The following is a 25,400-nucleotide window of genomic DNA, read 5'->3' on the forward strand; positions in this document are numbered from 1 at the left end:
AGCGACGCTGCGCCAGCCCTATCCGCGAAGATGCGGCGCGATGGCCAGAAGCCGAGCCAATTGCTGTTCGCCATCCCACGCGTCCGGTTTGCAGCTTGCCACGCGCCATTCCATGGTTAGCCGCCAGGACGCGCGATAGCTTTGCAGCGAAGCGAGGATCGTGCCTTGAGCAGCGGCTGAAGCCGCGGGGTCGTCGTCGAAACCCGGTTCCCACAGGCAGCATGGGCAGATGCCAGAGCCGGGCATGCCGCCAGCTTCATCATAGGCTTCCCCATCGACATAGGCGGGGAAACCACAAGTGGGACAAAGCAGCTTTCCCTCGCCATCGCACACGTTGAACTGCCGGGCATCGATCATGCCGGAAGACTCAATACCCCGCGCCCTTCAGCGAGGCCGGCGGATGGATCACGCTGACATCGTCAATCGTGATCCATCCGAACTGCAGATTGGCATAGAACAGCCCGAACAGCACTGCGGACAGGATCGTCGCGCGCAAGGCCACGCGACCGGGGCGGAAATTGGCGGGGGCGCTGGTCGCCTGCCCTCTCACCAGCTCCTCGCCATTTTCCTCATGCGTGCGGATGCCGAAAGGCATCACCAGAAACGCCGACATCACCCAGAACAGCAGGTAAATCGCGAGAATCGACGTCCAGCGCATTGAAAATCAACCTTCCAGCAGCATCACCTTGACCTGAGGCTTCTTACCACACCAGCGCAGCGCGGCACGGCGCGCAGCCAGACGGGCGGCCTCGGTGATGGCATCGCGGTCGCGGGCATCACTGCCCTTCAGCTTGCCCACGGCCTTCACCACATCGCCGATGGCTTCCTCGACGAACTGATCGTAATCCTCAACCAGCGGCAGGCCGATGCCTTCGACGCGCACCCTTCCGCTCTTGCTGCCGATCTGCCCGGCCAGAGCCACAACAACCACACCCGCATGGGCCAGACGGCGGCGCATCACCACCGCCTCGCCATCGGCGGGCCCGATGATGTCGCCATCGAGCACCAGACGCCCGGCGCGCACCGTGTCGAACTTGCCCGGCTTGCCCGGCGCCAGGCGGCACAGATCGCCGTTCACCTGATTGACGATATGCCGGATGCCCTTGGCCTTGCCGACGCGGCCCTGCTCACGCATATGGCGGACCTCGCCATGCACCGGCACTAGGATTTCCGGACGGAGCCAGCCATAAAGCTCTTCCAGCTCGGGGCGACCGGGGTGGCCGGAGACATGGATCATGCTCTGGCGGTCGGTGACCAGCGTGATGCCCTTGGCGGCAAGCTGGTTCTGGATCTTCCCGATGGGGATCTCATTGCCGGGGATCTGGCGGCTGGAGAACAGCACCACATCGCCCTTGTCGAGCTTGATGGGATGGTTGTCATCCGCGATGCGGGCCAGCGCGGCCCGCGGCTCGCCCTGCCCGCCGGTGGCGACGATCAGCACCTCGCCGCGCGGCAGGTCCATCGCATAGTCGGCATCGATCAGATCGGGCAGATCATTGAGGTAACCGCAGGCCTTGGCGCTGGCGATGATGCGGTCGAGCGAACGGCCCGAGGCGCACAGCCGGCGGTTGGTCGCCTTGGCCACCTTGCCCAGCGTTTTCAGCCGCGCCACATTGGAGGCGAAGGTGGTCACCACCACGCGCTTGCCCTTGTGACGGCTGATTTCCTCCATCAGCCCGCGCGCCACATCGCCCTCGCTGCCCGAAGGCTCGGGGTTGAAGATATTGGTGCTGTCGCAGACCACCGCCAGCACGCCCTCATCGCCAATGGCGGTGAGCTGCTCGGGGGTTGCGGGCTGGCCGATCAGCGGCTCCTTGTCGAGCTTCCAGTCGCCGGTATGGAAGACCTTGCCATAGGGTGTGTCGATCAGCAGGGCGTTGCCCTCGGCGATCGAATGCGCCAGCGGCACATAGCGGATGCCGAAAGGCCCCAGCGCGAAGCGGTCGAGGTGATCGATGACGATCAGCTCGACCGTATCGGTCAGCCCGGCCTCGTCCAGCTTGGCCGCGACCAGCTTGGCGGTAAAAGGCGTGGCATAGAGCGGCACGCCAAGGTCCGCGGCGAAATAGGGCACCGCGCCAATATGATCCTCATGCGCGTGAGTCAGCACCACGCCGAGCAGGTCCTGGCGGCGCTCCTCGATGAAGTCCAGATCGGCGAAGACCAGATCGATGCCGGGATATTCATTGCCGCTGAAGGTCATCCCCAGATCGACCATCAGCCATTTGCCGTCGCACCCATAGAGGTTGACGTTCATGCCGATCTCGCCGGATCCCCCCAGCGCGCAAAAAAGCAGTTCGTCACCCGGTTTCAGCGTCTTGTCCTTTCAAGCCGCGCTTCTCGCGCGCAAAATCATTGTGGCGCGCCTGCGTTGCGCGCAAAATTAACGTGTCGCGGCTCGCTGGGCCAGAAGCGCCAGCCCGTCAAGCGTAAGGTCGGGGTCCACAGCGTCGAACAGCCCCGGATGGCCGTTGAACAGCACCGCCAGGCCGCCTGTCGCCACCACCTTGGCGGAGCGGCCGATCTGGTGGCGCATGCGCTCGATCAGCCCCTCCATCATCGAGACATAGCCCCAATAGATGCCGATCAGCATCTGATCCTCGGTGTTGGTGCCGATCACGCTTTCCGTCGCCGGGCGGGCGATGGCGATGCGCGGCAGCTTGGCCGTGTTGCCCACCAGCGCGTCGAGCGACAGATTGAGCCCCGGCGCGATGATCCCGCCCTTATAGGCGCCGTTGAAATCGATGGCGTCGATGGTGGTCGCCGTGCCGAAATCGACGATGATCAGATCGCCGGGATATTTGGCATGGGCGCCGATGGCATTGACCGCGCGGTCCGCCCCCAGCGACTTGGGCTGGTCGACATCGATGTCGATGCCGTAGCCGGCGGCGCCCTGCCCCGCGATCAGTGGCTCGACGCCAAAATATTTGGTGCAGAGCACCTCCAGATTGTGAAGCGCGCGCGGCACCACGGTGGAGATGATGATGGTTTCCACCACGGCACGCATATGCCCCTCGATCGAGAGCAGTTGCATCAGCCAGACGGCATATTCATCGGCGGTGCGGCGCGGATCGGTGGCGATGCGCCAGCGCGCCTTGATCGTCAGCCCGTCGAACAGGGCGAAGACGACATTGGTGTTGCCGACATCGACGGCGAGCAGCATGGCAATCCCCTCAAGCGATTGTGTCGACTGATATGTGTGTCAGGCGAGATTGATATCGCCCGCATGAATGATGCGTGTGGTGCCGTCTGCCAGCGCCAGACGCAAGGCTCCTTGTTCGTCCAGCCCGGCAAAATGCCCTTGCAGCGTGCTGCCCGAAGGTTCGATCACGGACAAAGGTGTGCCCAAAGGATGGGCCACAGCCTGCCAGCGGCCGACCAGCGGGCCAAGCCCATAGCTGCGCCAGAGCGCCAGTTGAGACGCAAAGGCAGAGATCAGCCTTTCGGCGAAATGATCGACATCCGGAGCGGGCACCAGATCGGCCAGCGCGCAGGTGGCGCGATCGGGCAGGCTGGGCGCCTGCGCCAGATTGACGCCAATCCCCACAACGACAGCATCGCCGACCCGCTCCAGCAGGATACCGGCCAGCTTAGCGCCATCGACCAGCAGATCGTTGGGCCATTTCAGCATGGCCCGATGAGGCGCCGGCACATAAGGCGCGACAGCCTCATGCACCGCCAGACCGGCAACCAGCGCCAGCGATCCGGCATGAGGCTCGCCCGGCGACAGGCGTACCACGCCCGAGCCCATGAAATTGCCCGCGCCGTCGTTCCAGACACGCCCCAAACGACCACGCCCGGCGTTTTGGCGCCGGGCGACAAGCCAGAAACCATCGCCCAGCGGCTCGCCCGCAGCCAGCCTTGCAAGAAGGTCGGCGTTGGTCGAGCCGGTGACGGCGACGGTTTCGATCAAAGGCTCTGGTCTCAGTGGATCAGGCTGGCGATGGCGGTATCAGCCAGACGGCCCAGGGGACCGGTCAGCAGATAGCCCAGCGGCGAGAGGAACACGCAGCCGATGGCAACCAGAGCGGTGTAAACCGGATCGCACTTGCCGCCGATCTTGCCCGAGGGCTCGTCGAAGAACATCACCTTGACGACCTTCAGATAGTAGAAGGCGCCGATGACGCTGGCCGCGATACCGATGGCAGCCAGCGGAACATAGCCCGCCTTCACCACGGCCATGAAGACCACGAACTTGCCCCAGAAGCCGAACAGCGGCGGAATACCCGCAAGGCTGAACATCGCAATGGCCAGAGCAGCGGCCAGACCCGGCTTCACGCGCGAGAGGCCCGCCAGATCGGCGATCTTCTCGATCTGGTTGCCTTCGTGATCCGTCAGCATCAGCACCGAGACGAAGCTGACCAGCGAGGTGATCACATAGATCGCCAGATAGACCAGCATGGCCGAGCCACCCGCCGCCGTGCCCGTCGCCAGACCCAGCAGCATGAAGCCGACGTTGTTGATCGACGAGTAAGCCAGCAGGCGCTTGATGTTGCCCTGCCCGATGGCGCCCAGCGCGCCGACCACGATCGAGGCGATGGCCGCGAACATCACGATCTGCTGCCAGGCGTCCGACTGCGTGCCGAAAGCACCCAGAGCGACGCGGATGGTCAGGGCCAGAGCGGCAGCCTTGGGCGCGGTGGCGAAGAAGGTGGTGACGGGGGTCGGGGCGCCTTCGTAAACGTCGGGCGTCCACATGTGGAAGGGCACGGCGCTGATCTTGAAGGCAAGGCCGGCCAGCACGAAGACGATGCCGAACAGCGCGCCGGTGGTCATGCCATGGCCCAGAGCGGCGTGAATGGCGTCGAACTGGGTCGAACCGGTGAAGCCATAGGTCAGGCTGATGCCGAAGAGCAGAATGCCCGAGGCCAGCGAACCCAGTACGAAATACTTCAGACCGGCTTCGGCCGAACGCTCATCGGTGCGCAGCATAGCTGCCAGCACGTAAGAGGCCAGCGAGTTCATTTCCAGACCGATATACAGCGTGAGCATATCGGTGGCCGAGACCATGATCCCCATGCCCAGCGCCGCGAACAGCACCAGGATCGGGAATTCGGCGCGGTAAGTGCCCGCCTTCTCGAAGAACTTGGGAGCCACGACCAGCGTGACGGCGGCGCTCAGATAGACAAGGATCTTGGCGTAGGACGCAAAGCTGTCCTGAGCGAACTGGCCCGAGAAGGCCGAGACCTCAACGCCATGGCGGCCCAGCATCAGCGAAGGCATGGCCATGATCGCCGCGGCGGCGAGCGCCAGGATCGAGGCAAAGGAAATCGTGCGGGCAGACTTGTCGCCGCCCCATGCCGAGACGAGCAGCAGAAGCAGGCCAAAGCCGCTAAGCATTTCCTCGCTCAGCACGAGGCCCAGGGATGTGAGAAGATTCATTATTCAGCACTCCCCTGAGCGTGCGCTTCTTCCGCCTTGGCCTCGGGATGACCGGCGGTGACCTGCGCGTCGCCCTTGGGCTTGGCCTGAGCGAGGCGCGCGTCGAGATGGGCGACATCGGCATGCACCGGCGCCATGAAGGTTTCGGGATAGACACCCATCCACAGCGTCAGCGCGGCGAGCGGGGCCAGCAGCAGCCATTCGCGCGCGTCGATGTCGGGCATGGCGGCGGCATCGGCGTTCTTCTGCTCACCGAAGGCCACGCGGCGGTAGAGATACAGCATGTAAGCCGCACCCAGAATGATGCCGGTGGTGGAGATCAGCGCGATCCAGCTCGAAGCCTGGTAGATACCGGCCAGCGACAGGAACTCACCGACGAAGTTGGCGGTGCCGGGCAGGCCGACCGACGCCATGGTGAAGAACATGAAGAACAGCGAGTACTTGGGCATGTTGATCGACAGGCCGCCGTAGCGCTTGATCTCGCGGGTGTGCAGGCGGTCGTAGATCACGCCGACGCAGAGGAAGAGCGCGCCCGAGACCAGACCATGCGCCAGCATGACGGCGATCGAACCTTCCAGACCCTGCTGGTTGAAGGCGAAGAGACCCACGGTCACGATGGCCATGTGAGCAACCGACGAATAGGCGATCAGCTTCTTCATGTCGGTCTGCACCAGGGCGACCAGCGAGGTGTAGACCACCGCGACGATCGACAGGCCCCAGATCAACGGCGCGAAATAGGCCGAGGCTTCGGGGAACATGGGCAGGCTGAAGCGGATGAAACCGTAGCCGCCCATCTTCAGCAGCACGCCAGCCAGAATGACCGAACCGGCGGTCGGCGCCTGAACGTGGGCGTCGGGCAGCCAGGTGTGGACCGGCCACATCGGCATCTTCACCGCGAAGCTGGCGAAGAAGGCGAGCCACAGCCACTTCTGGGCGGCAACCGGGAAGTTGTAGGCCATCAGGGTGGGCACATCGGTGGTGCCGGCCTCATTCACCATCCACATCATCGCAATCAGCATCAGCACCGAGCCGAGCAGCGTGTAGAGGAAGAACTTGTAGCTGGCGTAGATGCGATCCGCACCGCCCCAGATGCCGATGATCAGATACATCGGGATCAGGCCGGCTTCGAACATGATGTAGAACAGGAAGATGTCCTGCGCGGTGAACACGCCGATCATCAGCGTTTCGATCAGCAGGAAGGCGGCCATATATTCGGGCACGCGCTTTTCGATCGCGTGCCAGCTGGCGCCGATGCAGATCGGCATCAGCAGCACCGACAGGCCGATCAGCGTCAGCGCGATGCCGTCGATGCCGAGCGCCCATTTGAAGCCCGCGAAGAGCGGAACGCTCTCCTGGAACTGCCACTGGGCGCCGCCCACCTGGAATTGTGACCACAGATAGATGCCGAGGACAAAGTCCACCAGCGTGCCCGCCAGCGCGATCCAGCGCGCGCCCTTCGCATCAGCGAAGAGACATGCGATGGCCGCGACCAGCGGAACCGCCAGCATCAGCGAAAGGATTGGAAAACCGTTCATTGTTTGCGTGCCCTGTCGCTGATGCCTTTAATGTTTCAACACCCAGGTGACCGCAGCCACAAGGCCGACCAGCATCCACAGCGCATAGCTGGTGAGGAAGCCGGACTGCACCTTGCGTGCGCCCACCGAACCCTTGGCGACCACCCAGGCCGCGCCATCCGGACCCAGCCCGTCGATGACGGCCTTGTCGCTCTTCCAGAAGACCTTGCCGATGGCGAAGGCCGTGCGGACGAAGAGGATGTCGTAGAGTTCGTCGAAGAACCACTTGTTGTAGACGAAGGTGTGCAGCGGCTTGATCGCCTTGACGAAGGCCGCAGGGATGCCGGGCTTCACCAGATAGCAGATGTAGGCCGTGATCGCGCCGATCAGCATCACGATGAAAGGTGCCAGCTTGACGGTGGCCGGCAGATGCTCGGCGGCTTCGGCCAGTTCGGTGTTGAACACCAGCGCACCGCGCCAGAATTCGGGGGCTCCCTCGATGCCGGTGAAGGCATGGTGGAAGATGGCACCGGCAAAGACCGCACCGAAGCTGAGGACCGCCAGCGGGATCATCATGACCAGCGGGCTTTCATGCGGATGATAACCGGCGGTGCCGTCATCATCGTGCTTGTGGCCGTGAGCATGGTCGTGGTGATCATGGCCGTGGGCGTGATCGTCATGGCCGTGGCCATGGGCGTCATGCACCGCATGCTGGATATGCTCCGACTGGTTCCAGCGCGGCTTGCCGAAGAAGGTGAGGAACACCAGGCGCCACGAGTAGAAGCTGGTCAGCAGAGCGGCAACGATGCCCATAATGGCCGCGAAGTGACCCAGGCCGGTGCCCTTGGCATAGGCGGCTTCGATGATCGCGTCCTTCGAGTAGAAGCCGGCGAAACCGCCGATTTCCTCAAGGCCCACGCCGGTGATGGCGAGCGTGCCCGCCGTCATCGCCGCGAAGGTCCAGGGGATCTTCTTCCACAGGCCACCATAGTAACGCATGTCCTGCTCGTGATGCATGGCATGGATCACCGAACCGGCGCCGAGGAACAGCAGAGCCTTGAAGAAGGCGTGCGTGAAGAGGTGGAACATGGCCGGGCCGAAAGCGCCCACGCCAGCGGCGAAGAACATGTAACCGAGCTGCGAGCAGGTCGAATAGGCGATGACGCGCTTGATGTCCCACTGCGTCGTGCCGATGGTGGCCGCGAAGAAGCAGGTGCAGGCGCCCACGACAGTCACGACATGCATCGCCGTCTCGCTCTCGACGAAGAGCGGCGAGAGGCGGCACACCATGAACACGCCGGCGGTCACCATGGTGGCCGCGTGGATCAGCGCCGACACGGGGGTCGGGCCTTCCATGGCGTCGGGAAGCCAGGTGTGCAGGCCGAGCTGCGCCGACTTGCCCATCGCGCCGATGAACAGCAGCAGGCACAGAATGGTCAGCGTATCGATACGGTAGCCGAGGAAGCCGATGGTCGAACCGGCATAGTCATGCGCATGGGCCAGGATCTCGGGGATCGACACCGTCTTGAAGACGAGGAAGACGCCGAAGATGCCCATCATGAAGCCAAGGTCGCCCACGCGGTTGACCACGAAAGCCTTGATGGCGGCAGCGCCGGCCGAAGGCTTGCGGAACCAGAAGCCGATCAGCAGATACGAGGCCAGACCCACGCCTTCCCAGCCGAAGAACATCTGGACCAGATTGTTGGCCGTGACGAGCATCAGCATCGCGAAGGTGAACAGCGAGAGATAGGCGAAGAAGCGCGGCTGATCCGGCTCTTCATCCATGTAACCCCAGCTGTAGAGGTGGACCAGGCTCGACACGCTGGTGATGACCACCAGCATGACCGCGGTCAGCGTGTCGACGCGCAGTTCCCAGTTGAACTGCAGACCGCCCGACTGAACCCAGTTCATGACCGGAGTCACCGAGGGTTCAGCATGGCCGCCCAAGAACTGGAGAAAGATCGGCCAGGACAGGAAGCAGGACAGGAACAGTCCGCCCGTCGTGATGAGTTTGGCCGGGAACTTGCCCAGCGCCTTGTTGCCAAGGCCCGCGATCGCCGCCGCCAGAAGCGGGACGAAGACGATGTAAAGGATCGAAGGATGCACGAAGATTTACCCCTTCATCCGGTTGACGTCGTCCACGGCGATGGTGCCGCGGCCACGGAAGTAGATCACGAGGATCGCAAGACCGATCGCCGCCTCGCCCGCCGCAACGGTGAGCACGAACATCGCGAAGATCTGGCCCACGAGGTCGTGGAGGAAGGCGCTGAAGGCCACCAGATTGATGTTCACCGACAGAAGGATCAGTTCGATCGCCATCAGAATGATGATGATGTTCTTGCGGTTGAGGAAGATCCCCAGCACGCCCAGCACGAAAAGCACCGAGCTGACGAAGACGTAATGTCCGATCGTAATCACAGTCGTCTCCTTACAGCTCAACGCCCTGCCCGCTGACGGGCTTGAGGTTGACAGTCGCGTCCTCGGGACGGCGGGCGACCTGCTTCGAGATGTTCTGGGTGCGCACGTCACCACGCTTGCGGTGAGTGAGCACGATCGCGCCGATCATGGAGACCAGCAGGATCACACCCGCAGCTTCGAACAGGAAGATGTAGCGCGAATAAAGCAGCGCGCCGATGGCGGCGGTGTTCGACAGACCGGCCGGGGTTGCCCCCTGCCCGTTGGCCACGCCCAGCACCAGAGCGCCGGACTTGACCGCGCCCGTGCCGATCAGGAGCTCGGCGACCAGCGCCAGAGCGATCAGCAGGCCGAGCGGCGCATTCTGCACGAAACCGGCCCGCAGCGTGGCGAAGTCGATGTCGAGCATCATGACCACGAAGAGGAACAGCACCGCGACGGCGCCCACGTAAACGATGACCAGCAGCATGGCGATGAATTCAGCGCCGACCAGAACCATCAGGCCCGCGGCGTTGAAGAAAGCCAGGATCAGCCACAGCACCGAATGGACCGGGTTGCGGGCCAGGATCGTCGCGAGACCCGAGACGATCACCAGCGTGGCAAACAGATAAAAAGCAAGAAGTTGGATCATGGCGCGGCCCCTTAACGATAGGGCGCATCGGCTTCAAGGTTCGCGGCAATCGCCCGCTCCCACTTGTCGCCGTTGGCCAGAAGTTTCGCCTTGTCATAGAGCAGTTCTTCGCGCGATTCCGTCGCATATTCGAAGTTCGGCCCCTCGACCACGGCATCGACCGGGCAGGCTTCCTGGCAGAAGCCGCAGAAGATGCACTTGGTCATGTCGATGTCATAGCGCGTGGTGCGGCGGCTGCCGTCATCGCGCGGCTGCGATTCGATGGTGATCGCCTGAGCGGGGCACACGGCCTCGCACAGCTTGCACGCGATGCAGCGCTCTTCCCCGTTGGGATAGCGGCGCAGCGCATGCTCACCACGGAAGCGCGGCGAAAGCGGGTTCTTCTCGAAAGGATAGTTGATGGTCGCCTTGGGCTTGAAGAAATACTTCAAGGTCAAGGTGTGAGCCTTCACGAACTCCCAGAGCGTGAAGCTCTTGACGAGCTGAGCGACTGTCATGCGAAGTGTCCCGTTGCCATCAGCCAGCCGCTGACGAGGAAGACGAAGAGAAGCGAAACCGGCAGGAAGACCTTCCAGCCCAGGCGCATCAGCTGGTCATAGCGATAGCGCGGGACGGTGGCCTTGACCCAGCTGAACACGAAGAAGCCGAAAGCGATCTTGAGCAGCAGCCAGATGATGCCGGGCACGGCGTAAAGGAACGGCAGGTTCAGCGGCGGCAGGTAACCACCCCAGAACAGCGTGGCGTTGAGCGCGCACATCAGCAGCACGTTGCCATACTCGCCGAGCCAGAACAGCGCGAAGGCCATCGAGGAATATTCGGTCTGATAACCGGCGACGAGTTCCGATTCCGCTTCCGCGAGATCGAACGGCGCGCGCTGCGTTTCGGCCATGCCCGAGATCAGGAACATCACCCACATCGGGAAGAGCAGGATGTTGCAGGCGTAAGCGTTCACCAGACCGAACAGGCCGTGGCCGCGCTGGCCCTCGACGATGTCCTGCATGTTGAAACTGCCGGCATAGAGCACCACGCAGATCAGGATAAAGCCGATGGAGACTTCGTAGCTGATCATCTGGGCCGAAGCGCGCATCGCCGAAAAGAAGGGATACTTCGAGTTCGACGCCCAACCGGCCATGATCGTGCCGTAAACACCCAGCGAGGAAATCGCGAGAATATACAGCAGGCCGACATTGATGTTGGCCAGAATGGCGTTGGAATTGAAGGGGATAACCGCCCAGGCCAGCAGCGCCACCGTGAAGGTGACAATCGGGCCGATCAGGAACAGGCCCTTGTTGGCCGCCGAGGGAATGATGGTTTCCTGCAGGAACACCTTCAGACCGTCCGCGAAGGACTGCAGCAGGCCGAGCGGGCCGACCACGTTGGGACCACGGCGCAGCGCCATGGCGGCCCAGATCTTGCGGTCGACGTAAATCACCATGGCGACCGAAAGCATCACCGGCAGACAAATGGCCAGAATGCAGACGACGGTGGCAATCAGGAAGGCCAGATCATGGCCCATCCCCCAGCTTTCGAAAAGCTGGGTCGGGGGTCGGAAAAAGCTCATTCTGCGGCCTCCGCCTGGATCTCGCCGTGCAGCAGCTCGGCCGAGCAACGCTGAAGCGTCTCGCTGGCCCGCGCGATCGGGTTGGTCAGATAGAAATCGGCGATCGGATAGGCGATCTCACCGGCAGCTTCGCCGCCACCGGCGGGCAGAGCGCCGTAATCGACCAGACCTTCTTCACCGAAAGCAGCGTATTCAGCCACAAGGTTGCCGCGCAGCTCGGCAAAGCTGTCGAAACCGACATTCACGTCGAAAGCGTCCGCCAGAGCGCGCAGGATCGTCCAATCCTCGCGGGCCTGACCCGGAGCGAAGACGGCGCGCTCGCCATACTGCACCCGGCCCTCGGTGTTGACATAGGTGCCGTCCTTCTCGGTGAAGGCGGCGCCGGGCAGGATGATGTCGGCGCCATGGGCACCCTTGTCGCCGTGATGGCCGATGTAGACGACCATGCTGTTGGCAAACTTGCTGTAGTCCACCTCATCGGCGCCCAGCGAGAAGACCAGCTTCGGCGCGGCGGCGACCAGATCGGCGATACCGCCCTTCTGAGCGTAACCCAGCATCAGCGAGGCCATGCGGCTGGCGGCCATGTGCAGAACGTTGAAACCGTTCCACACCGTGCCGTCTTCCAGCGTGCGCACCAGATTGAGCTGGCTGCTGATCGCCAGAGCCGAACCCAGCGCGTTCTTGGCCAGAGCCGCGCCGCCCAGGATCACAGCCGGACGCTTGGCAGCGCTCAGCGCGTCCCACACATGGGCGGGCAGCTTGTTCAGGATCGCGGCATCGGTGCCCAGGAATTCGGCCGGATAGGTCGTTTCCCATGCCGGGCCGATGATGAAGACCTTCGCGCCCTTCTTGACCGCCTTGCGCAGGCGGACGTTGAGCAGCGGGGCTTCGTTGCGGATCTGGCTGCCGACGATCAGGATCGCGTCAGCGCTCTCGATGCCGGTGAAGGTGGTGTTGAAGTTCACCGCCGCCAGATTGGACACGTCATAGGCCAGGCCCGTCTGACGGCCTTCCAGCAGATGCGAACCCAGCGCGTTCACCAGCTTCTTGGCGGCAAACATGGTCTCGGCATCGAGCAGATCACCGGCAATCGCGGCCACCGAAGGCCCGGATTGATGCTGGCAACCGCGTGCAGCGCCTCTTCCCAGGTCGCGGCGGTCAGCTTGCCGTCGCGGCGGATCCAGGGGCGATCGAGGCGGCGCTTGGTCAGGCCTTCGACCTGATAGCGGCCCTTGTCGCTCAGCCATTCCTCGTTCACGTCGTCATTGTTGCGCGGCAGAACGCGCAGCACTTCGCGACCGCGCGCATCGATGCGGATGTTGGCGCCGGTGGCGTCCGACACGTCGATGCCCAGCGTCTTCTTCAGCTCCCAGGGACGGGCTTCAAACGCGTAAGGACGCGAGGTCAGCGCGCCGACCGGGCACAGATCGATGACATTGGCCGACAGCTCATGCGTCGCGGCCTTTTCCAGATAGGTCGTGATCTGCATGTTCTCGCCGCGATAGAGCGCGCCGATCTCATCCACACCCGCGATTTCCTCACTGAAACGGACGCAGCGCGTGCACTGGATGCAGCGCGTCATCACCGTCTTGATCAGCGGGCCCATATACTTCTCGGTCACCGCGCGCTTGTGCTCGTGGTAACGCGAGGAACCGCGACCGTAGGCCACGCTCTGGTCCTGAAGATCGCATTCGCCGCCCTGATCGCAGATCGGGCAGTCGAGCGGGTGGTTGATGAGGAGGAACTCCATCACCCCTTCACGCGCCTTCTTGACCATCTCGCTGTCGGTGCGGATCACCTGACCCTCGGCAGCGGGCAGCGCGCAGGAGGCCTGCGGCTTGGGCGGTCCGGGCTTCACCTCGACCAGGCACATGCGGCAGTTGCCGGCGATGCTCAGGCGCTCGTGATAGCAGAAGCGGGGGATTTCCTTGCCGGCCAGCTCGCAGGCCTGCAGGACGGTGGCGCCTGCGGGAACTTCGAGTTCGACGCCGTCGACTGTGACCTTAGGCATTACTCGGCTGCCTCCTGAAGCGCACCGCTCTTGGCGGCGATGCGGCGTTCCATCTCGGGGCGGAAGTGCTTGATCAGGCCCTGGATCGGCCATGCGGCCGCGTCACCCAGAGCGCAGATGGTGTGGCCCTCGACCTGCTTGGTCACGTTGAACAGCATGTCGATTTCCTCGACCGCCGCGTCACCGGTACGCATGCGTTCCATCACGCGCCACATCCAGCCCGTGCCTTCGCGGCAGGGGGTGCACTGGCCGCAGCTCTCATGCTTGTAGAAGTAGCTGATGCGGCTGATGGCGCGCACGATGTCGGTGGACTTGTCCATCACGATGATCGCGGCGGTGCCCAGACCCGAACCCACGGCCTTGAGGCCATCGAAGTCCATCGGGCAATCCATGATCTCGGCGGCAGGCACCAGCGGCACCGAGGACCCGCCGGGGATCACCGCCAGCAGATTGTCCCAACCGCCGCGAATGCCGCCGCAGTGCTTTTCGATCAGCTCGCGGAAGGAGATGCTCATCTCTTCCTCGACCACGCAGGGCTTGTCGACATGCCCGCTGATCTGGAAAAGCTTGGTGCCCTTGTTGTTCTCGCGACCAAACGAGGCGAACCAGCCGGCGCCACGGCGCAGGATGGTCGGCGCCACGGCGATCGACTCAACGTTGTTCACCGTGGTCGGGCAGCCATAGAGGCCGGCGCCTGCCGGGAACGGGGGCTTGAGACGGGGCTGGCCCTTCTTGCCCTCAAGGCTCTCGATCATCGCGGTTTCTTCGCCGCAGATGTAGGCGCCCGCGCCGCGGTGGACGAAGACGTCGTAATCGTAACCCGAACCGCAGGCATTCTTGCCGATCAGGCCCGCGTCATAGGCCTCGGCCACGGCGGCGAACATGGTTTCGGCCTCGCGGATGTATTCGCCGCGAATGTAGATGTAGGCCGCGCGGGCCCCCATCGCGAAACCGGCGACCAGCGCGCCCTCGATCAGCTTGTGCGGATCGTGGCGCAGGATCTCGCGGTCCTTGCACGAGCCGGGCTCGGATTCGTCGGCGTTGATGACCAGGAAGCTGGGACGACCGTCGCGGCTTTCCTTGGGCATGAAGGACCACTTCATGCCGGTGGGGAAGCCGGCGCCGCCACGCCCGCGCAGCCCGGAATCCTTCATCTCCTGGATGATGCCGTCACGGCCCTTTTCCAGCAGCGCCTTGGTGTTGTCCCAGTCGCCACGCTTGCGGGCCGCGTCCAGGTTCCACGGCTGATAGCCGTAGAGGTTGGTGAAAATGCGATCCTTGTCCTGAAGGGCCATGACTTACCACTCCCCTCGATAATCGTGGTTGTCGCCAACCATCGCATGCAGGTTCGACAGCGCATTGGCGGGCTCGACCGTGTGGCGGCCCGGCTCCTGCGTGCCGGCCTTGGGCGTTTCGCCACGGGCCAGCGCGTCGAGGATCTTGTCGAGACGCTCGGTCGTCAGATCCTCGTAATTGTCGTCGTTGATCTGCACCATCGGCGCCGACGAGCAATTGCCCATGCATTCCACCTCGGTGAAGCTCCAGAGACCATCGTCGCTGATGTGCCCGGCCTTCATGCCACGCTTGTGACAGGCGGAGATCAGATCGTCCGAACCGCGCAGCATGCAGGGCGTCGTACCGCAGACCTGCACGTGATAGCGGCCCACGGGGACCAGATTGTACATGGTGTAGAAGGTGGCGACCTCGACCACGCGGATGATCGGCATGTCGAGATAGCTCGCGACATACTCCATCACCGGGATCGGCAGCCAGCCCTGGGTGTTGGTCTCGGCGCCGACCTGGCGCTGGGCCAGATCGAGCAGCGGCATCACCGCCGAGCGCTGGCGCCCTTCGGGATAGCGCGCGACAACGACCTTGGCCTGGGCCGCATTGGCCTCGGTCCAGGCGAAATTCCCCCAGCGCGCGCGCAGCTCGGGGGTATCGGGTTCAAGATGACGATCAGCCATTAGCGGATGAACTCCACGCGAGAGCACTTGTCGCCCTCGAACGAATAGACGGCGATGACCTCGAAAGGCTCGACCAGCGGCGAACCGTCGCTGGCGGGCCCACGCGTCACATATTCGCGCATCAGGACATAATTGCCGATGTCCTGCTTGTGGCGGACTTCGGCGCGGTTTTCCGGCCATTTCACGAAAGCGGCGGCCAGACCCGTGCGGGTCCCTTCCTTGCCTTCGCGAACCACATCGCCGCGATAGCCAGCCTCGCTGGCATCATCGGTCATGTAGCTGACATAGAGGTCGGCATCCTGCGCGTTATACGCGGCCAGCATCGCCTCGGCGGTTGCCAGGTTGCTCAACGGTCGCACTCCCCGAACACGATGTCCATCGCGCCCAGAATGGCGGTGATGTCGGGCAGCATGTGGCCCTTGGTCAGGAAGTCCATCGCCTGCAGATGGCTGAAGGCGGTCGGGCGGATCTTGCAGCGATAGGGCTTGTTGCCGCCGTCGCTGACCAGATAGACGCCGAATTCACCCTTGGGGCTTTCGGTGGCCACATAGACCTCGCCGGCCGGCACGTGGAAGCCTTCGGTGTAGAGCTTGAAGTGGTGGATCAGGCTTTCCATCGACTGCTTCATCTCGCCGCGCTTGGGCGGCGAGACCTTGCGGTCCTCGCTCTGGATCGGGCCTTCGGGCATTTCGGCCAGGCACTGCTTCATGATGCGCGCCGACTGACGCACTTCCTCGACGCGCACCATCATGCGGTCATAGCAGTCGCCGCTGGTGCCGACGGGAATGTCGAAGTCCATGCGGTCGTAGACGTCATAGGGCTGCGACTTGCGGATATCCCAGGGGATGCCCGAACCACGCAGCATCGGGCCCGAGAAGCCCCACTTGAGCGCGTCTTCCTTGCTGACCACGCCGATGTCGACGTTGCGCTGCTTGAAGATGCGGTTGTCCACGAAGAGCGAGCAGGCATCGTCGAACAGCTCGACAAAGCGCTTGTCCAGCCACTCGCCGATATCGACCAGCAGCTTGAGAGGCACATCCTGATGCACGCCGCCCGGACGGAAGTACGCCGAGTGCATACGGGCGCCCGAGGCACGCTCGAAGAAGTTGAGGCAATCCTCGCGGATTTCGAACATCCACAGCATGGGCGTCATCGCACCCACGTCCATCACCTGCGAACCGATGTTCATCATGTGATTGCAGATGCGGGTCAGCTCCGCGAAGAGCACGCGCAGATACTGGGCGCGCAGCGGCACCTCCACATTCAGCAGCTTTTCCACCGCCAGAACGTAGCTGTGCTCCATGCCGAGCGGCGAACAATAGTCCAGCCGGTCGAAATAGGGCAGCGCCTGCAGATAGGTCTTGTGCTCGATCAGCTTCTCGGTGCCGCGATGCAGCAGGCCGATATGCGGATCGATACGCTCGACGATTTCACCATCCAGCTCGGTGACCATGCGCAGCACGCCGTGAGCGGCAGGATGCTGGGGACCGAAGTTGATGGTGTAATTGGTGATGATCTGATCGCCGGTGGTCGGCGATTCTTCCAGGACAAGACCGGTCACTTGGCTTCTCCCTGTGCTTTCTCATCGCCGGGCAGCACGTATTCCGCGCCTTCCCAGGGGCTCATGAAATCGAACTGACGCAGATCCTGGGCCAGCTTGACCGGCTCATAGACCACGCGCTGCTCTTCCTGCGAGTAACGCAGTTCCTGATAGCCCGTCAGCGGGAAGTCCTTGCGGAAGGGATGCCCCTCGAAGCCGTAGTCGGTCAGGATGCGACGCAGATCGTGGTTGCCCGCGAAGATCACGCCATACATGTCGAAGACTTCGCGCTCCAGCCAGCCCGCCACCGGCCACAGGCCCGTTACGGTCGGCACGGGCGTATGCTCGGCGGCCGAAACCTTCACCAGCACGCGATGGTTCGCGGTCAGCGAGAGCAGCATGTAGACCACCTCGAAGCGCTCGGCGCGATCGGGGTAGTCCACACCAGCCATCTCCATCAGCTGCTGGTAGGCATGCTGATCGCGCAGGATGGTCAGCGCCTCGACGATCTTGTCGCGCGCGATGGTCAGCACGATCTCGCCATGCTCCTCGCGCGCGGCGATCAGCAGGCCAGCCAGCGAGTCGCTCAGCTTGGCCAGCACGCCCTCATTCGAGGACCATTTGGGTGCGGCATGCACAACAGCCATAGTCTTAGCCCCTTAACGCTCGATCGTGCCGGTGCGGCGGATCTTGCGCTGCAACTGCATGATTCCATACAGCAGCGCCTCCGCGGTCGGCGGGCAACCGGGCACATAGATGTCCACGGGGACGATACGGTCGCAACCGCGCACCACGCTGTAGCTGTAGTGGTAATAACCACCGCCATTGGCGCAGCTGCCCATCGAGATCACCCATTTGGGGTTCGACATCTGGTCATAGACCTTGCGCAGCGCCGGGGCCATCTTGTTGCACAGCGTGCCGGCCACGATCATCACGTCGCTCTGACGCGGGGAGGCGCGCGGCGCGGCGCCGAAGCGCTCCATGTCATAGCGCGGCATGTTGACGTGGATCATTTCCACGGCGCAGCATGCCAGGCCAAAGGTCATCCACCACAAAGAGCCCGTGCGGGCCCAGTGGAAGAGATCCTCGGTGCTGGTGACCAGAAAACCCTTGTCCGACACTTCCTGCGACAGGTCCTTGAAGAAGGCCTGGTCAGGCGGCGTCACGGCGGGCGCCAGCGTCTGGGGGTTCATCAGGCGGCCATTGGCCCCCATGATGGGCTCAAGAGGATTGATGTTGCTCATTCCCAGTCCAGAGCTCCCTTCTTCCACGCATAGATGAAGCCGATCACCAGTTCGGCCAGGAACACCATCATGGTGGCCCAACCGGCCCAGCCGGTCTGCTTGAGGCTGACCGCCCAGGGAAACAGGAAGGCTGCTTCCAGGTCGAAGATGATGAAAAGAATGGCCACCAGATAGAATCGCACGTCGAACTGACTGCGCGGGTCTTCAAAAGTGGGGAAACCGCACTCATATTCCGAAAGCTTGTCAGCTTCCGGCTTATAGGAGCCGGTCAGACGGCCTACCAGCTGGGGCAGGAAAACGAATGCCGATGAGAGTCCCAGTGCGATAACCAGGAAAATCAGAATGGGCAGGTAGTGCGACAGGTCGACCAAGGAGCTGACTCGCATTTGTTTGTGGGTTGAGCGGGCCCTAGTACCGCTTGGCGCCATGCGCAAGTGGCGGAACCACCGCTAGCTGAACGAATATGCAACTTTGCCTCTTGTCCTTTCGTCCACCCTGTCCGACCTAGGGGGAGGAATAGGTATGAATCGGTGCAAAAGGTTTGCTGTCACATATTTGCCGCACTGCACCCTTTATGTCTCTCCCCTAGGACGTAGCACAATCCTGAAAGGCACTGCCCCTCATGGCTGAGAATTCAGATCCCGTCGTCATCCTGTCCTTCGCCCGCACGCCGATCGGCGGGCTTCAGGGGGCGCTGGCCGATGTTCCCGCAACCCAACTGGGCGCGACCGCCGTCAAGGCCGCTGTCGAGCGCTCGGGCGTGAACCCCGAAGAGATCGACCGCCTGTATATGGGCTGCGTGCTGCCTGCAGGGCTCGGTCAGGCCCCAGCCCGTCAGGCTGGCGTGCTGGGCGGCCTGCCCAAGTCGGTTCAGGCCACCACCGTCAACAAGGTCTGCGGCTCGGGCATGCAGACGGTCATCATGGGTTCGGAAGCTCTGGCCGCGGGCAGCGTCGATTTCGTGGTCGCGGGCGGCATGGAAAGCATGACCAACGCCCCCTACCTGCTGAAAAAGCACCGCTCGGGCGCGCGCTTCGGCCATGACACCGTCTATGATCACATGGCGCTCGACGGCCTCGAAGACGCCTATGAGAACGCCGCCATGGGCGCCTTCGCCCAGGACACGGCCAATGAGTACAAGCTGACCCGCGAGGGCATGGACGACTACACCATCGAATCGCTGCGCCGCGCCAAGGCCGCGATCGAGAGCGGCGCCTTCGCCGAGGAAATCGTGCCCGTCACGATCAAGACCCGCGCCGGCGAAGTCGTGGTCGACACCGACGAGCAGCCCGGCAAGGGCCGCCCCGACAAGATCCCCACCCTGCGCGCCGCCTTCGCCAAGGACGGCACGATCACGGCGGCGTCTTCCTCGTCGATCTCGGACGGTGCCGCTGCCGTGGTCCTCGCCCGTGCCAGCACCGCCGAGGCCAAGGGCCTGAAGCCGGTCGCCAAGCTGGTTTCCACCGCCGCCCATGCGCAGGAGCCCCGCGAATTCACCATCGCCCCCGTCGGCGCGGTGAAGAAGGTGCTCGACAAGGCTGGCTGGAGCATCGACGACGTGGACCTGTTCGAGGTCAACGAGGCCTTCGCCTGCGTCGCCATGTTCGCGATGATCGACCTGGGCATCCCCCACGAGAAGATCAACGTCAACGGCGGCGCCACGGCGCTGGGCCACCCCATCGGCGCCTCGGGCGCGCGCATCATCACCACGCTGCTGGGCGCTCTGCGCAAGCGCGGGCTGAAGAAGGGCGTCGCGGCGCTGTGCATCGGTGGCGGTGAGGCTACGGCCGTTGCTATCGAGTTGATTTAAGTAAGAATAACGCAGGGGGCGTTACGCCCCCTGCACCCCCGTTACGTCTTCCGACGATACGGCAGTGGCGCCGAAATGGAGCGCCCAAACTCTCCACCTGCGTGACGCTCGGCGCCGCAGGCTTTCAAATTCATGATCGAAACGATGCGCTGGCTAATCCTGCCTGCGGCGCGGCGACCTTGCGCCTTGGCCGAACCCTTTGCGCAACGCAGACATGAATGGGAGCGCGAGGGTGTAACACCCTCGCATCTTATCCTTTATTTCAACCCCTTAAGGCTGCCCAACACCCCAAAGCCGATCCTGCCGCACATATCCGACATGCCGGTCGATATCGAGCTTGCACCAGCCGTTCCCGCAATCGCCCAGCTTGCCCACGGCGCCTGGAGCGATCTTCCACAGCAGCCCCGCCGAATCGCTCCCGCCCGAGCGCATCTCGGCAGGCCCGCGCCCGCGCACGGAGGCCGTGCGCTCATTCCCAAGGAAATTGATCACCATCCAGCCGCGCACGCCGTCCGGATCTTCCACGAAGCGCCAGTTTTCCTTGATGCGCAGGATTTTCACCGGGAGGTGGCGGCGGTGGTAGACGAAGCGGATGCCGTAATCCTCGCCCGGCCCCACGCGCATGTTGACCTCATCGGCCTTCAGCGACTGCCAATAGGGCGGCTTGCGGTCGGGCGCAGCCGAGAGCCTATCAGAGAGCGGAGCGGTACAGAGGGCGCCGAGGGCCACCGAAAATGCGGCGGCGGCAGAGACGAAACGGGGGAATGACATGGGTCACTTTCTACGCTCAACTGAGCGGGGGCAGCAAGCCCCGACCTAAAGAGCATCCCGCCCCGGCTCAAGAACCGGGGCGGGCGCTGCAATCGTTCAGTCGCCGGTCAGGATGCGATCGACGAGCTGCTTCACCGTGGGGGTGAAGTTGTTGGAATAGAACGGATCCTGCTTGAAGCGATAGGCCGCGTGGCCCGCGAACATCAGGTTCTGCTCGACGTCGCCGCCATGGGCGATGTCCTGAAGCGTCTTCTGGATGCAGAAGCTGCGCGGATCGGCCAGGCGACCGGTCGTCCAGTCGTCATGGTCCTTCCAGGCCGAGAAACCGCAATGCGACAGGCAGCCCATGCAGTCGGCCTGATCCTTGCGGATCACGGCGCGGGTTTCCGAGGTGACGAACACCACCGTATCGTCGGGGGTCCGCAGCGCCTCGGTATAGCCGGCGGCAACCCAGCCACGCGCGCGTTCGCGGTCGGTGGGCGTCACCCAGAAGTTCTTGCCCTTCACGCCGACATCGAGCTGAACGGTGTGATCGCCCGCCTCGACCTTGGAATAGGGCACCTGACGGTGGCTGCGCTCATCCAGATCGAGCAGGAAGGGGTTCTTCACCGCCGAGGAATAGAAACCGGTCGGGCTGAACTTGTGAAGCAGCACATCGCCCGGCTCCAGCGTGCGCAGATGATCCTTCCACGCCTGAGGGATCGGGCTTTCCTCGGTCAGCAAGGGCCGCGTGCCGTACTGGAAGGCAATGGCGCCCAGCTCGGGGTTGTCGATCCAGTTTTCCCACTCGCGCAGATACCAGACGCCGCCAGCCATCACGATGGGCACCGAATCAGGCACACCCTCGGCACGCATGGTTTCGCGCAGCTGCTTGACGCGGGGATAGGGGTCCTGCGGCTTGGTGGGGTCTTCCGCGTTGGAGAGGCCATTGTGGCCACCGGCCAGCCACGGGTCTTCATAGACCACCGCGGCCATCAGATCGGCGACCTTGTGATAGGCCCGCTTCCACAGCGCGCGGAAGGCGCGGCCCGAGGAGACGATCGGCAGGTAATGCACATTGAAGCGCGCCGCGATCTCGGAGAGCTTGTAGGGCATGCCCGCGCCGCAGGTGACGCCGGTGACCAGACCCTTGGTCTTCTCCAGCACGCCCTCGAGCACTTCCTGAGCGCCGCCCATTTCCCAGAGCACGTTGATGTTGATCGCGCCCTTGCCGCTGGCGATGTCATAGGCGCGGCGCACCTGTTCCACCGCGCCGTCGATGGCATAGCGGATCAGCTCGGCATGGCGGCCCTGACGGGTCAGCGCGTGATAGATCTGCGGGATGAAATCGCCATTGTCGTCATAGCTGTCGGCATTGACGGCCGAAACCGTACCGATGCCGCCTGCGGCCGCCCATGCGCCCGAACTCGCGTGGTTGGTGGCGGCAACCCCCTTGCCACCCTCAACCAGCGGCCAGACCTCCCTACCCCCGTAGAGAATCGGCTGCAAACCCTTGAAACCCATCTGACTTTCTTTCACCCCTTGCCTGGAACAGAGCGCTGGGCCGGAGCTATCCCCATCCGGCACGCCTGCATCGAGGACGGAGCCGGTAAAGCACCGGCAGCTTCGAATTCCGCGTAATACCCCGAAATCTCCGGCTTGCGAAGGAATTCCGTCAATCGATATCCAACGGCGGAAAATTCGCAGAACAAACGGCCCGGGGCAATGCCATGACCAGCGTGAGGGCCGCTGGTCGTGACATCACTGTCCACCACCACCACCCGTCCTCCGGCGCGCAGCGCAGGCCGCAGATACCAGAGGAAGGCATAGGGCTCGGATACTTCGTGGTACATATGGACCATGAAAATGCGGTCAAAACTGTCACGGGGCAAATGCGGATCCGCCTCCGCCCCGTGCTGGATCGACACATTGTCGAGATTTTCGCGCGCCACGCGGTCGCCCAGAGACGACAGGCTGACCGGATCGATATCCTCGGCCAGCACGCGCCCCTTCTTGCCGACCTGAGCGGCCAGACGCACGGTGTAATAGCCCTCGCCCGCGCCGATATCGGCCACGGTCATGCCGGGAACCACACCGGCCTGGCTCATCACCGAGCGGGCCTCGTCATTGCGGTCACGCTCGGCTTCAGGGGTTTCCTCGGCGGAGGGGCGCGAGGTCTGATGCTCGGCGCGGGGGAAACCGCGCGCCTCGGGCGGGCGCCCGGCATCGGGATCATCCTGCTGGCAGGCCGCCAGCAAAGCCAGCGCGAGGCACGAAACGGCACGCAGGCGCATCAGCGGTGGCCCTGCCCCATCCAGCGCTGCAGCCCCGCGCGGGCGGCATCGGCAATGCGCGCCTCGGCGGCGGGCGTGATCTCGGCATGCGGACCATCGACACGCAGGAAAGCGGTGGCGATCAGTGGCTTGCGCCCCGGCGGGCGGATATAGGCCAGATCGATACAATAGGCCGGAGCATCGTCATAGGAGGCGGTGCCGGTCTTGTCCCCTGCCCACCAGTCCTTCGGCAGCCCGGCGCGGATGCGCTTGAGGCCAGTGGCGCTCTCATGCATCCAGCCAAGCAGCATGGTGCGATGGGCCGGGGTGAGCAAAGGCCCGGTCAGCAGCGCGGCCACGGTGTGGGCCATGGCGCGCGGCGTGCTGGTGTTGCGGACCTCGCCGAGAGGCACGCGGTTGAGGCTGGGTTCGATGGCATCCAGACGGGTGGTCGTGTCGCCCAGCGCGCGCCAGAAGGCCGTCAGCGCCTCGGGCCCGCCGCTGCGCTCCAGCAGGAGATTGGCCGCCGCATTGTCGCTGTTGACCACGCTGGCGCGCGCCAGATCGAGCACGCTCATGCCGGTGGAGAGATGCGCCTTCGTATCCGGCGTATGGCCCAGCGCGGCGACGAAAGCCTCGCTGTAGGTCACGGTCTGGGTCAGATCGATGCGGCCCTGCTGGGCCAGATGCAGCACATGGGCGGCCAGGCTCAGCTTGAAGGAGGAGCACATGGCGAAACGCTCGTCCATGCGCTCGCCAAAGCCCTGCCCGGTGGCGGTGTCGAGCAGATAGAAGCCCAGCGTGCCGATGGGCGCGCCAGGCTGCGCCAGCGCAAGGCGCGGCAGAGCGGCCCCGGCGCCCAGCGCCGCGACAACTCCGGCGCCGAACGACCGGCGTTGCATCATCAATCCACGTCCTCGACGTCGACCTTGTCGCCCGTCACGCGCTGCGACAGGGCGGCGGCCATGAAGGGATCGAGCGCGCCATCGAGCACATCGTCGGGCGAGGTGCTGGTCACACCGGTGCGCAGATCCTTCACCAGCTGATAGGGCTGGAGCACATAGGAGCGGATCTGGTGGCCCCAACCGATCTCGGTCTTGGCGTTGTATTCGCTGTTGGTGGCGGCTTCACGCTTGGCCAGTTCGGTCTCGTAGAGGCGCGCCTTCAGCATGTTCATCGCGGTGGCGCGGTTCTTGTGCTGGCTGCGGTCGTTCTGCGAGGCGACAATGATGCCCGAGGGCACGTGGGTGATACGCACCGCCGAGTCGGTGGTGTTCACGTGCTGACCACCCGCGCCCGAAGCGCGATAGGTGTCGATCTTCAGATCCGCCGGGTTGATGTCGATCTCAATGTTGTCATCGACCACGGGATAGACCCAGATCGACGAGAACGACGTATGCCGACGCGCCGAGCTATCATAAGGGCTGATGCGGACCAGACGGTGCACGCCGCTCTCGGTCTTGGCATAGCCGTAAGCGTTCTCGCCCTTGATCAGCAGCGTGGCGCTCTTGATCCCGGCCTGCTCGCCCGCGTGGTAATCGACCAGCTCGACCTTGTAGCCATGGCGCTCGGCCCAACGCGAATACATGCGCTGCAGCATCTCGGCCCAGTCCTGGCTCTCGGTGCCGCCCGCGCCGGCATGGACTTCGATGTAGGTATCGCTGGCATCGGCTTCACCGGCCAGCAGCGCCTGCACCTTGTCATTGTCGGCACGCTCGGCCAGCGCGGCCAGCGAGGAAAGCCCCTCGCCGATGGTGGCCTCGTCGCCCTCCATCTCGCCCAGCTCGATGAACTCGATGGCATCGGCCATTTCCTGACCGATGTGATTGACGGCGCCGATGCTAGCCTCCAGCCGGCGACGCTCACGCATCACCGCCTCCGCTTCCTTGGGATTGTCCCAGAGCTTGGGATCTTCCACGCGCGCGTTCAGCTCGTCAAAGCGCCGCAGCGCACGGTCCCAGTCCAGGAACTTGCGGACGAGCGCCAAAGCAGCCTCAATCCGGTCAATATGGGCCTGGCCCTCGGCACGCATCGTCACTCACTCCACCAGAATTCAAGCTGTGGGGCGTTAGACTTATTGGCCGCAAAGTAAAGAGGGAGGGAGGCAGAAGGGGGTAAAGCGAGGGGGTTACCCCCTCGCGCTCCCGGAACGTCTTCCGGCGCCAGGGCAGTGGCGCCCGATCGTTGCGCCTGCATCGCCGCGCCGCAGGCTTCATCCTGCCTGCGGCGCGGCGACCTTACCCTAAGGCTGAACCCGAAGCCCCCACGCAGACATTAACGGGAGCGCGAGGGTGTAACACCC

At 63.7% G+C, this 25,400-nt stretch carries 24 protein-coding genes and 2 pseudogenes; 1 reads left to right on the forward strand and 25 read right to left on the reverse strand.

Features of this window, described 5'->3' with window-relative positions; all coding sequences use genetic code 11:
* Nucleotides 1–18: 18 nt before the first annotated feature.
* From ABDW49_RS13780 to ABDW49_RS13875, 20 genes and pseudogenes are all read right to left on the reverse strand, one after another.
* Nucleotides 19–357 carry a hypothetical protein gene (locus ABDW49_RS13780; RefSeq protein WP_343612599.1) on the reverse strand — a complete coding sequence of 113 codons (339 nt, stop codon included), beginning with the start codon at nucleotides 355–357 and terminating at the stop codon, nucleotides 19–21.
* A gap of 10 nt (nucleotides 358–367) precedes the next feature.
* Entirely contained in the window at nucleotides 368–658 is a 291-nt protein-coding gene (locus ABDW49_RS13785) for a DUF1467 family protein (protein ID WP_343612600.1), read from the reverse strand.
* Nucleotides 659–664: 6 nt separating this feature from the next.
* Complete coding sequence (locus ABDW49_RS13790) at nucleotides 665–2,314, reverse strand: ribonuclease J (protein ID WP_343614294.1); 1,650 nt, start codon at nucleotides 2,312–2,314, stop codon at nucleotides 665–667.
* Nucleotides 2,315–2,383: 69 nt separating this feature from the next.
* Complete coding sequence (locus ABDW49_RS13795) at nucleotides 2,384–3,163, reverse strand: type III pantothenate kinase (protein ID WP_343612601.1); 780 nt, start codon at nucleotides 3,161–3,163, stop codon at nucleotides 2,384–2,386.
* A 39-nt stretch (nucleotides 3,164–3,202) separates the two neighbouring features.
* Nucleotides 3,203–3,913 carry a biotin--[acetyl-CoA-carboxylase] ligase gene (locus ABDW49_RS13800; RefSeq protein ID WP_343612602.1) on the reverse strand — a complete coding sequence of 237 codons (711 nt, stop codon included), beginning with the start codon at nucleotides 3,911–3,913 and terminating at the stop codon, nucleotides 3,203–3,205.
* Between the two features lie 11 nt (nucleotides 3,914–3,924).
* On the reverse strand, nucleotides 3,925–5,382 hold the full coding sequence (nuoN, locus tag ABDW49_RS13805; RefSeq protein ID WP_343612603.1) for an NADH-quinone oxidoreductase subunit NuoN: 1,458 nt from the start codon (nucleotides 5,380–5,382) through the stop codon (nucleotides 3,925–3,927).
* Nucleotides 5,382–6,917 carry an NADH-quinone oxidoreductase subunit M gene (locus tag ABDW49_RS13810; protein ID WP_343612604.1) on the reverse strand — a complete coding sequence of 512 codons (1,536 nt, stop codon included), beginning with the start codon at nucleotides 6,915–6,917 and terminating at the stop codon, nucleotides 5,382–5,384. Before ABDW49_RS13810 ends, nuoN begins: the two co-directional genes overlap by 1 nt.
* 27 nt (nucleotides 6,918–6,944) lie before the next feature.
* Entirely contained in the window at nucleotides 6,945–9,002 is a 2,058-nt protein-coding gene (nuoL, locus tag ABDW49_RS13815; RefSeq protein WP_343612605.1) for an NADH-quinone oxidoreductase subunit L, read from the reverse strand.
* 6 nt (nucleotides 9,003–9,008) lie between these two features.
* Nucleotides 9,009–9,314, reverse strand: coding sequence for an NADH-quinone oxidoreductase subunit NuoK (nuoK, locus tag ABDW49_RS13820; protein WP_068089098.1), 306 nt, complete (start codon nucleotides 9,312–9,314; stop codon nucleotides 9,009–9,011).
* 10 nt (nucleotides 9,315–9,324) lie between these two features.
* On the reverse strand, nucleotides 9,325–9,942 hold the full coding sequence (locus ABDW49_RS13825; RefSeq protein WP_343612606.1) for an NADH-quinone oxidoreductase subunit J: 618 nt from the start codon (nucleotides 9,940–9,942) through the stop codon (nucleotides 9,325–9,327).
* Between the two features lie 11 nt (nucleotides 9,943–9,953).
* Nucleotides 9,954–10,439 carry an NADH-quinone oxidoreductase subunit NuoI gene (nuoI, locus tag ABDW49_RS13830; RefSeq protein WP_068089104.1) on the reverse strand — a complete coding sequence of 162 codons (486 nt, stop codon included), beginning with the start codon at nucleotides 10,437–10,439 and terminating at the stop codon, nucleotides 9,954–9,956.
* A complete protein-coding gene (gene nuoH / locus ABDW49_RS13835; protein ID WP_343612607.1) occupies nucleotides 10,436–11,503 on the reverse strand; it encodes an NADH-quinone oxidoreductase subunit NuoH in 1,068 nt (355 codons plus the stop codon). The genes nuoI and nuoH overlap by 4 nt, the downstream gene beginning before the upstream one ends.
* Nucleotides 11,500–13,514: pseudogene (gene nuoG / locus ABDW49_RS13840) on the reverse strand (NADH-quinone oxidoreductase subunit NuoG). Before nuoG ends, nuoH begins: the two are co-directional and overlap by 4 nt.
* Entirely contained in the window at nucleotides 13,514–14,809 is a 1,296-nt protein-coding gene (gene nuoF / locus ABDW49_RS13845; protein ID WP_343612608.1) for an NADH-quinone oxidoreductase subunit NuoF, read from the reverse strand. The pseudogene nuoG and the gene nuoF overlap by 1 nt, the downstream one beginning before the upstream one ends.
* Nucleotides 14,810–14,812: 3 nt before the next feature.
* Complete coding sequence (gene nuoE, locus ABDW49_RS13850; protein WP_343612609.1) at nucleotides 14,813–15,481, reverse strand: NADH-quinone oxidoreductase subunit NuoE; 669 nt, start codon at nucleotides 15,479–15,481, stop codon at nucleotides 14,813–14,815.
* Nucleotides 15,481–15,831 (reverse strand): nuclear transport factor 2 family protein, encoded by a 351-nt coding sequence (locus tag ABDW49_RS13855; RefSeq protein ID WP_343612610.1) that lies wholly within the window; start codon nucleotides 15,829–15,831, stop codon nucleotides 15,481–15,483. Before ABDW49_RS13855 ends, nuoE begins: the two co-directional genes overlap by 1 nt.
* Nucleotides 15,828–17,042 carry an NADH-quinone oxidoreductase subunit D gene (locus ABDW49_RS13860; protein ID WP_068089122.1) on the reverse strand — a complete coding sequence of 405 codons (1,215 nt, stop codon included), beginning with the start codon at nucleotides 17,040–17,042 and terminating at the stop codon, nucleotides 15,828–15,830. The genes ABDW49_RS13855 and ABDW49_RS13860 overlap by 4 nt, the downstream gene beginning before the upstream one ends.
* Before the next feature lie 14 nt (nucleotides 17,043–17,056).
* Nucleotides 17,057–17,668, reverse strand: a pseudogene (locus ABDW49_RS13865) (NADH-quinone oxidoreductase subunit C); the annotation flags it as partial.
* 12 nt (nucleotides 17,669–17,680) lie between these two features.
* A complete protein-coding gene (locus ABDW49_RS13870) occupies nucleotides 17,681–18,235 on the reverse strand; it encodes an NADH-quinone oxidoreductase subunit B (RefSeq protein WP_068089213.1) in 555 nt (184 codons plus the stop codon).
* Between the two features lie 26 nt (nucleotides 18,236–18,261).
* Nucleotides 18,262–18,636, reverse strand: coding sequence for an NADH-quinone oxidoreductase subunit A (locus ABDW49_RS13875; protein WP_068089128.1), 375 nt, complete (start codon nucleotides 18,634–18,636; stop codon nucleotides 18,262–18,264).
* 251 nt (nucleotides 18,637–18,887) lie between these two features.
* Between ABDW49_RS13875 and ABDW49_RS13880 the strand changes: the two genes are divergently transcribed.
* Complete coding sequence (locus ABDW49_RS13880) at nucleotides 18,888–20,075, forward strand: acetyl-CoA C-acyltransferase (RefSeq protein ID WP_343612611.1); 1,188 nt, start codon at nucleotides 18,888–18,890, stop codon at nucleotides 20,073–20,075.
* Between the two features lie 270 nt (nucleotides 20,076–20,345).
* Here ABDW49_RS13880 and ABDW49_RS13885 read toward each other — a convergent pair whose 3' ends face one another.
* The 5 genes from ABDW49_RS13885 to prfB form a co-directional block, all read right to left on the reverse strand.
* Nucleotides 20,346–20,846, reverse strand: coding sequence for an SH3 domain-containing protein (locus tag ABDW49_RS13885; protein ID WP_343612612.1), 501 nt, complete (start codon nucleotides 20,844–20,846; stop codon nucleotides 20,346–20,348).
* A gap of 96 nt (nucleotides 20,847–20,942) precedes the next feature.
* On the reverse strand, nucleotides 20,943–22,349 hold the full coding sequence (locus tag ABDW49_RS13890; protein WP_343612613.1) for a nitronate monooxygenase: 1,407 nt from the start codon (nucleotides 22,347–22,349) through the stop codon (nucleotides 20,943–20,945).
* A gap of 11 nt (nucleotides 22,350–22,360) precedes the next feature.
* Nucleotides 22,361–23,119, reverse strand: a complete 759-nt coding sequence (locus tag ABDW49_RS13895) for a class I SAM-dependent methyltransferase (protein WP_343612614.1) — start codon at nucleotides 23,117–23,119, stop codon at nucleotides 22,361–22,363.
* Complete coding sequence (gene bla / locus ABDW49_RS13900) at nucleotides 23,119–24,003, reverse strand: class A beta-lactamase (protein WP_343612615.1); 885 nt, start codon at nucleotides 24,001–24,003, stop codon at nucleotides 23,119–23,121. Before bla ends, ABDW49_RS13895 begins: the two co-directional genes overlap by 1 nt.
* On the reverse strand, nucleotides 24,003–25,130 hold the full coding sequence (gene prfB, locus ABDW49_RS13905) for a peptide chain release factor 2 (RefSeq protein WP_343614297.1): 1,128 nt from the start codon (nucleotides 25,128–25,130) through the stop codon (nucleotides 24,003–24,005). Before prfB ends, bla begins: the two co-directional genes overlap by 1 nt.
* Nucleotides 25,131–25,400: the final 270 nt, after the last annotated feature.

Source organism: Novosphingobium sp. (assembly GCF_039595395.1).
In the GTDB taxonomy this organism is placed as follows: Bacteria; Pseudomonadota; Alphaproteobacteria; order Sphingomonadales; family Sphingomonadaceae; genus Novosphingobium.

Bases quoted from the DNA above. Each gene is read 5' to 3' on its own strand.
- ABDW49_RS13870 (WP_068089213.1), bottom strand. From the start codon at position 18,235: ATGGGGGCCAATGGCCGCCTGATGAACCCCCAGACGCTGGCGCCCGCC.
- ABDW49_RS13885 (WP_343612612.1), bottom strand. From the start codon at position 20,846: ATGTCATTCCCCCGTTTCGTCTCTGCCGCCGCCGCATTTTCGGTGGCC.
- ABDW49_RS13825 (WP_343612606.1), bottom strand. From the start codon at position 9,942: ATGATCCAACTTCTTGCTTTTTATCTGTTTGCCACGCTGGTGATCGTC.
- ABDW49_RS13880 (WP_343612611.1), top strand. From the start codon at position 18,888: ATGGCTGAGAATTCAGATCCCGTCGTCATCCTGTCCTTCGCCCGCACG.
- nuoI (WP_068089104.1), bottom strand. From the start codon at position 10,439: ATGACAGTCGCTCAGCTCGTCAAGAGCTTCACGCTCTGGGAGTTCGTG.
- nuoH (WP_343612607.1), bottom strand. From the start codon at position 11,503: ATGAGCTTTTTCCGACCCCCGACCCAGCTTTTCGAAAGCTGGGGGATG.
- ABDW49_RS13895 (WP_343612614.1), bottom strand. From the start codon at position 23,119: ATGCGCCTGCGTGCCGTTTCGTGCCTCGCGCTGGCTTTGCTGGCGGCC.
- ABDW49_RS13810 (WP_343612604.1), bottom strand. From the start codon at position 6,917: ATGAACGGTTTTCCAATCCTTTCGCTGATGCTGGCGGTTCCGCTGGTC.
- prfB (WP_343614297.1), bottom strand. From the start codon at position 25,130: ATGCGTGCCGAGGGCCAGGCCCATATTGACCGGATTGAGGCTGCTTTG.
- ABDW49_RS13785 (WP_343612600.1), bottom strand. From the start codon at position 658: ATGCGCTGGACGTCGATTCTCGCGATTTACCTGCTGTTCTGGGTGATG.
- bla (WP_343612615.1), bottom strand. From the start codon at position 24,003: ATGATGCAACGCCGGTCGTTCGGCGCCGGAGTTGTCGCGGCGCTGGGC.
- ABDW49_RS13795 (WP_343612601.1), bottom strand. From the start codon at position 3,163: ATGCTGCTCGCCGTCGATGTCGGCAACACCAATGTCGTCTTCGCCCTG.
- ABDW49_RS13780 (WP_343612599.1), bottom strand. From the start codon at position 357: ATGATCGATGCCCGGCAGTTCAACGTGTGCGATGGCGAGGGAAAGCTG.
- ABDW49_RS13890 (WP_343612613.1), bottom strand. From the start codon at position 22,349: ATGGGTTTCAAGGGTTTGCAGCCGATTCTCTACGGGGGTAGGGAGGTC.
- nuoN (WP_343612603.1), bottom strand. From the start codon at position 5,382: ATGAATCTTCTCACATCCCTGGGCCTCGTGCTGAGCGAGGAAATGCTT.
- nuoE (WP_343612609.1), bottom strand. From the start codon at position 15,481: ATGGCTGATCGTCATCTTGAACCCGATACCCCCGAGCTGCGCGCGCGC.
- nuoF (WP_343612608.1), bottom strand. From the start codon at position 14,809: ATGGCCCTTCAGGACAAGGATCGCATTTTCACCAACCTCTACGGCTAT.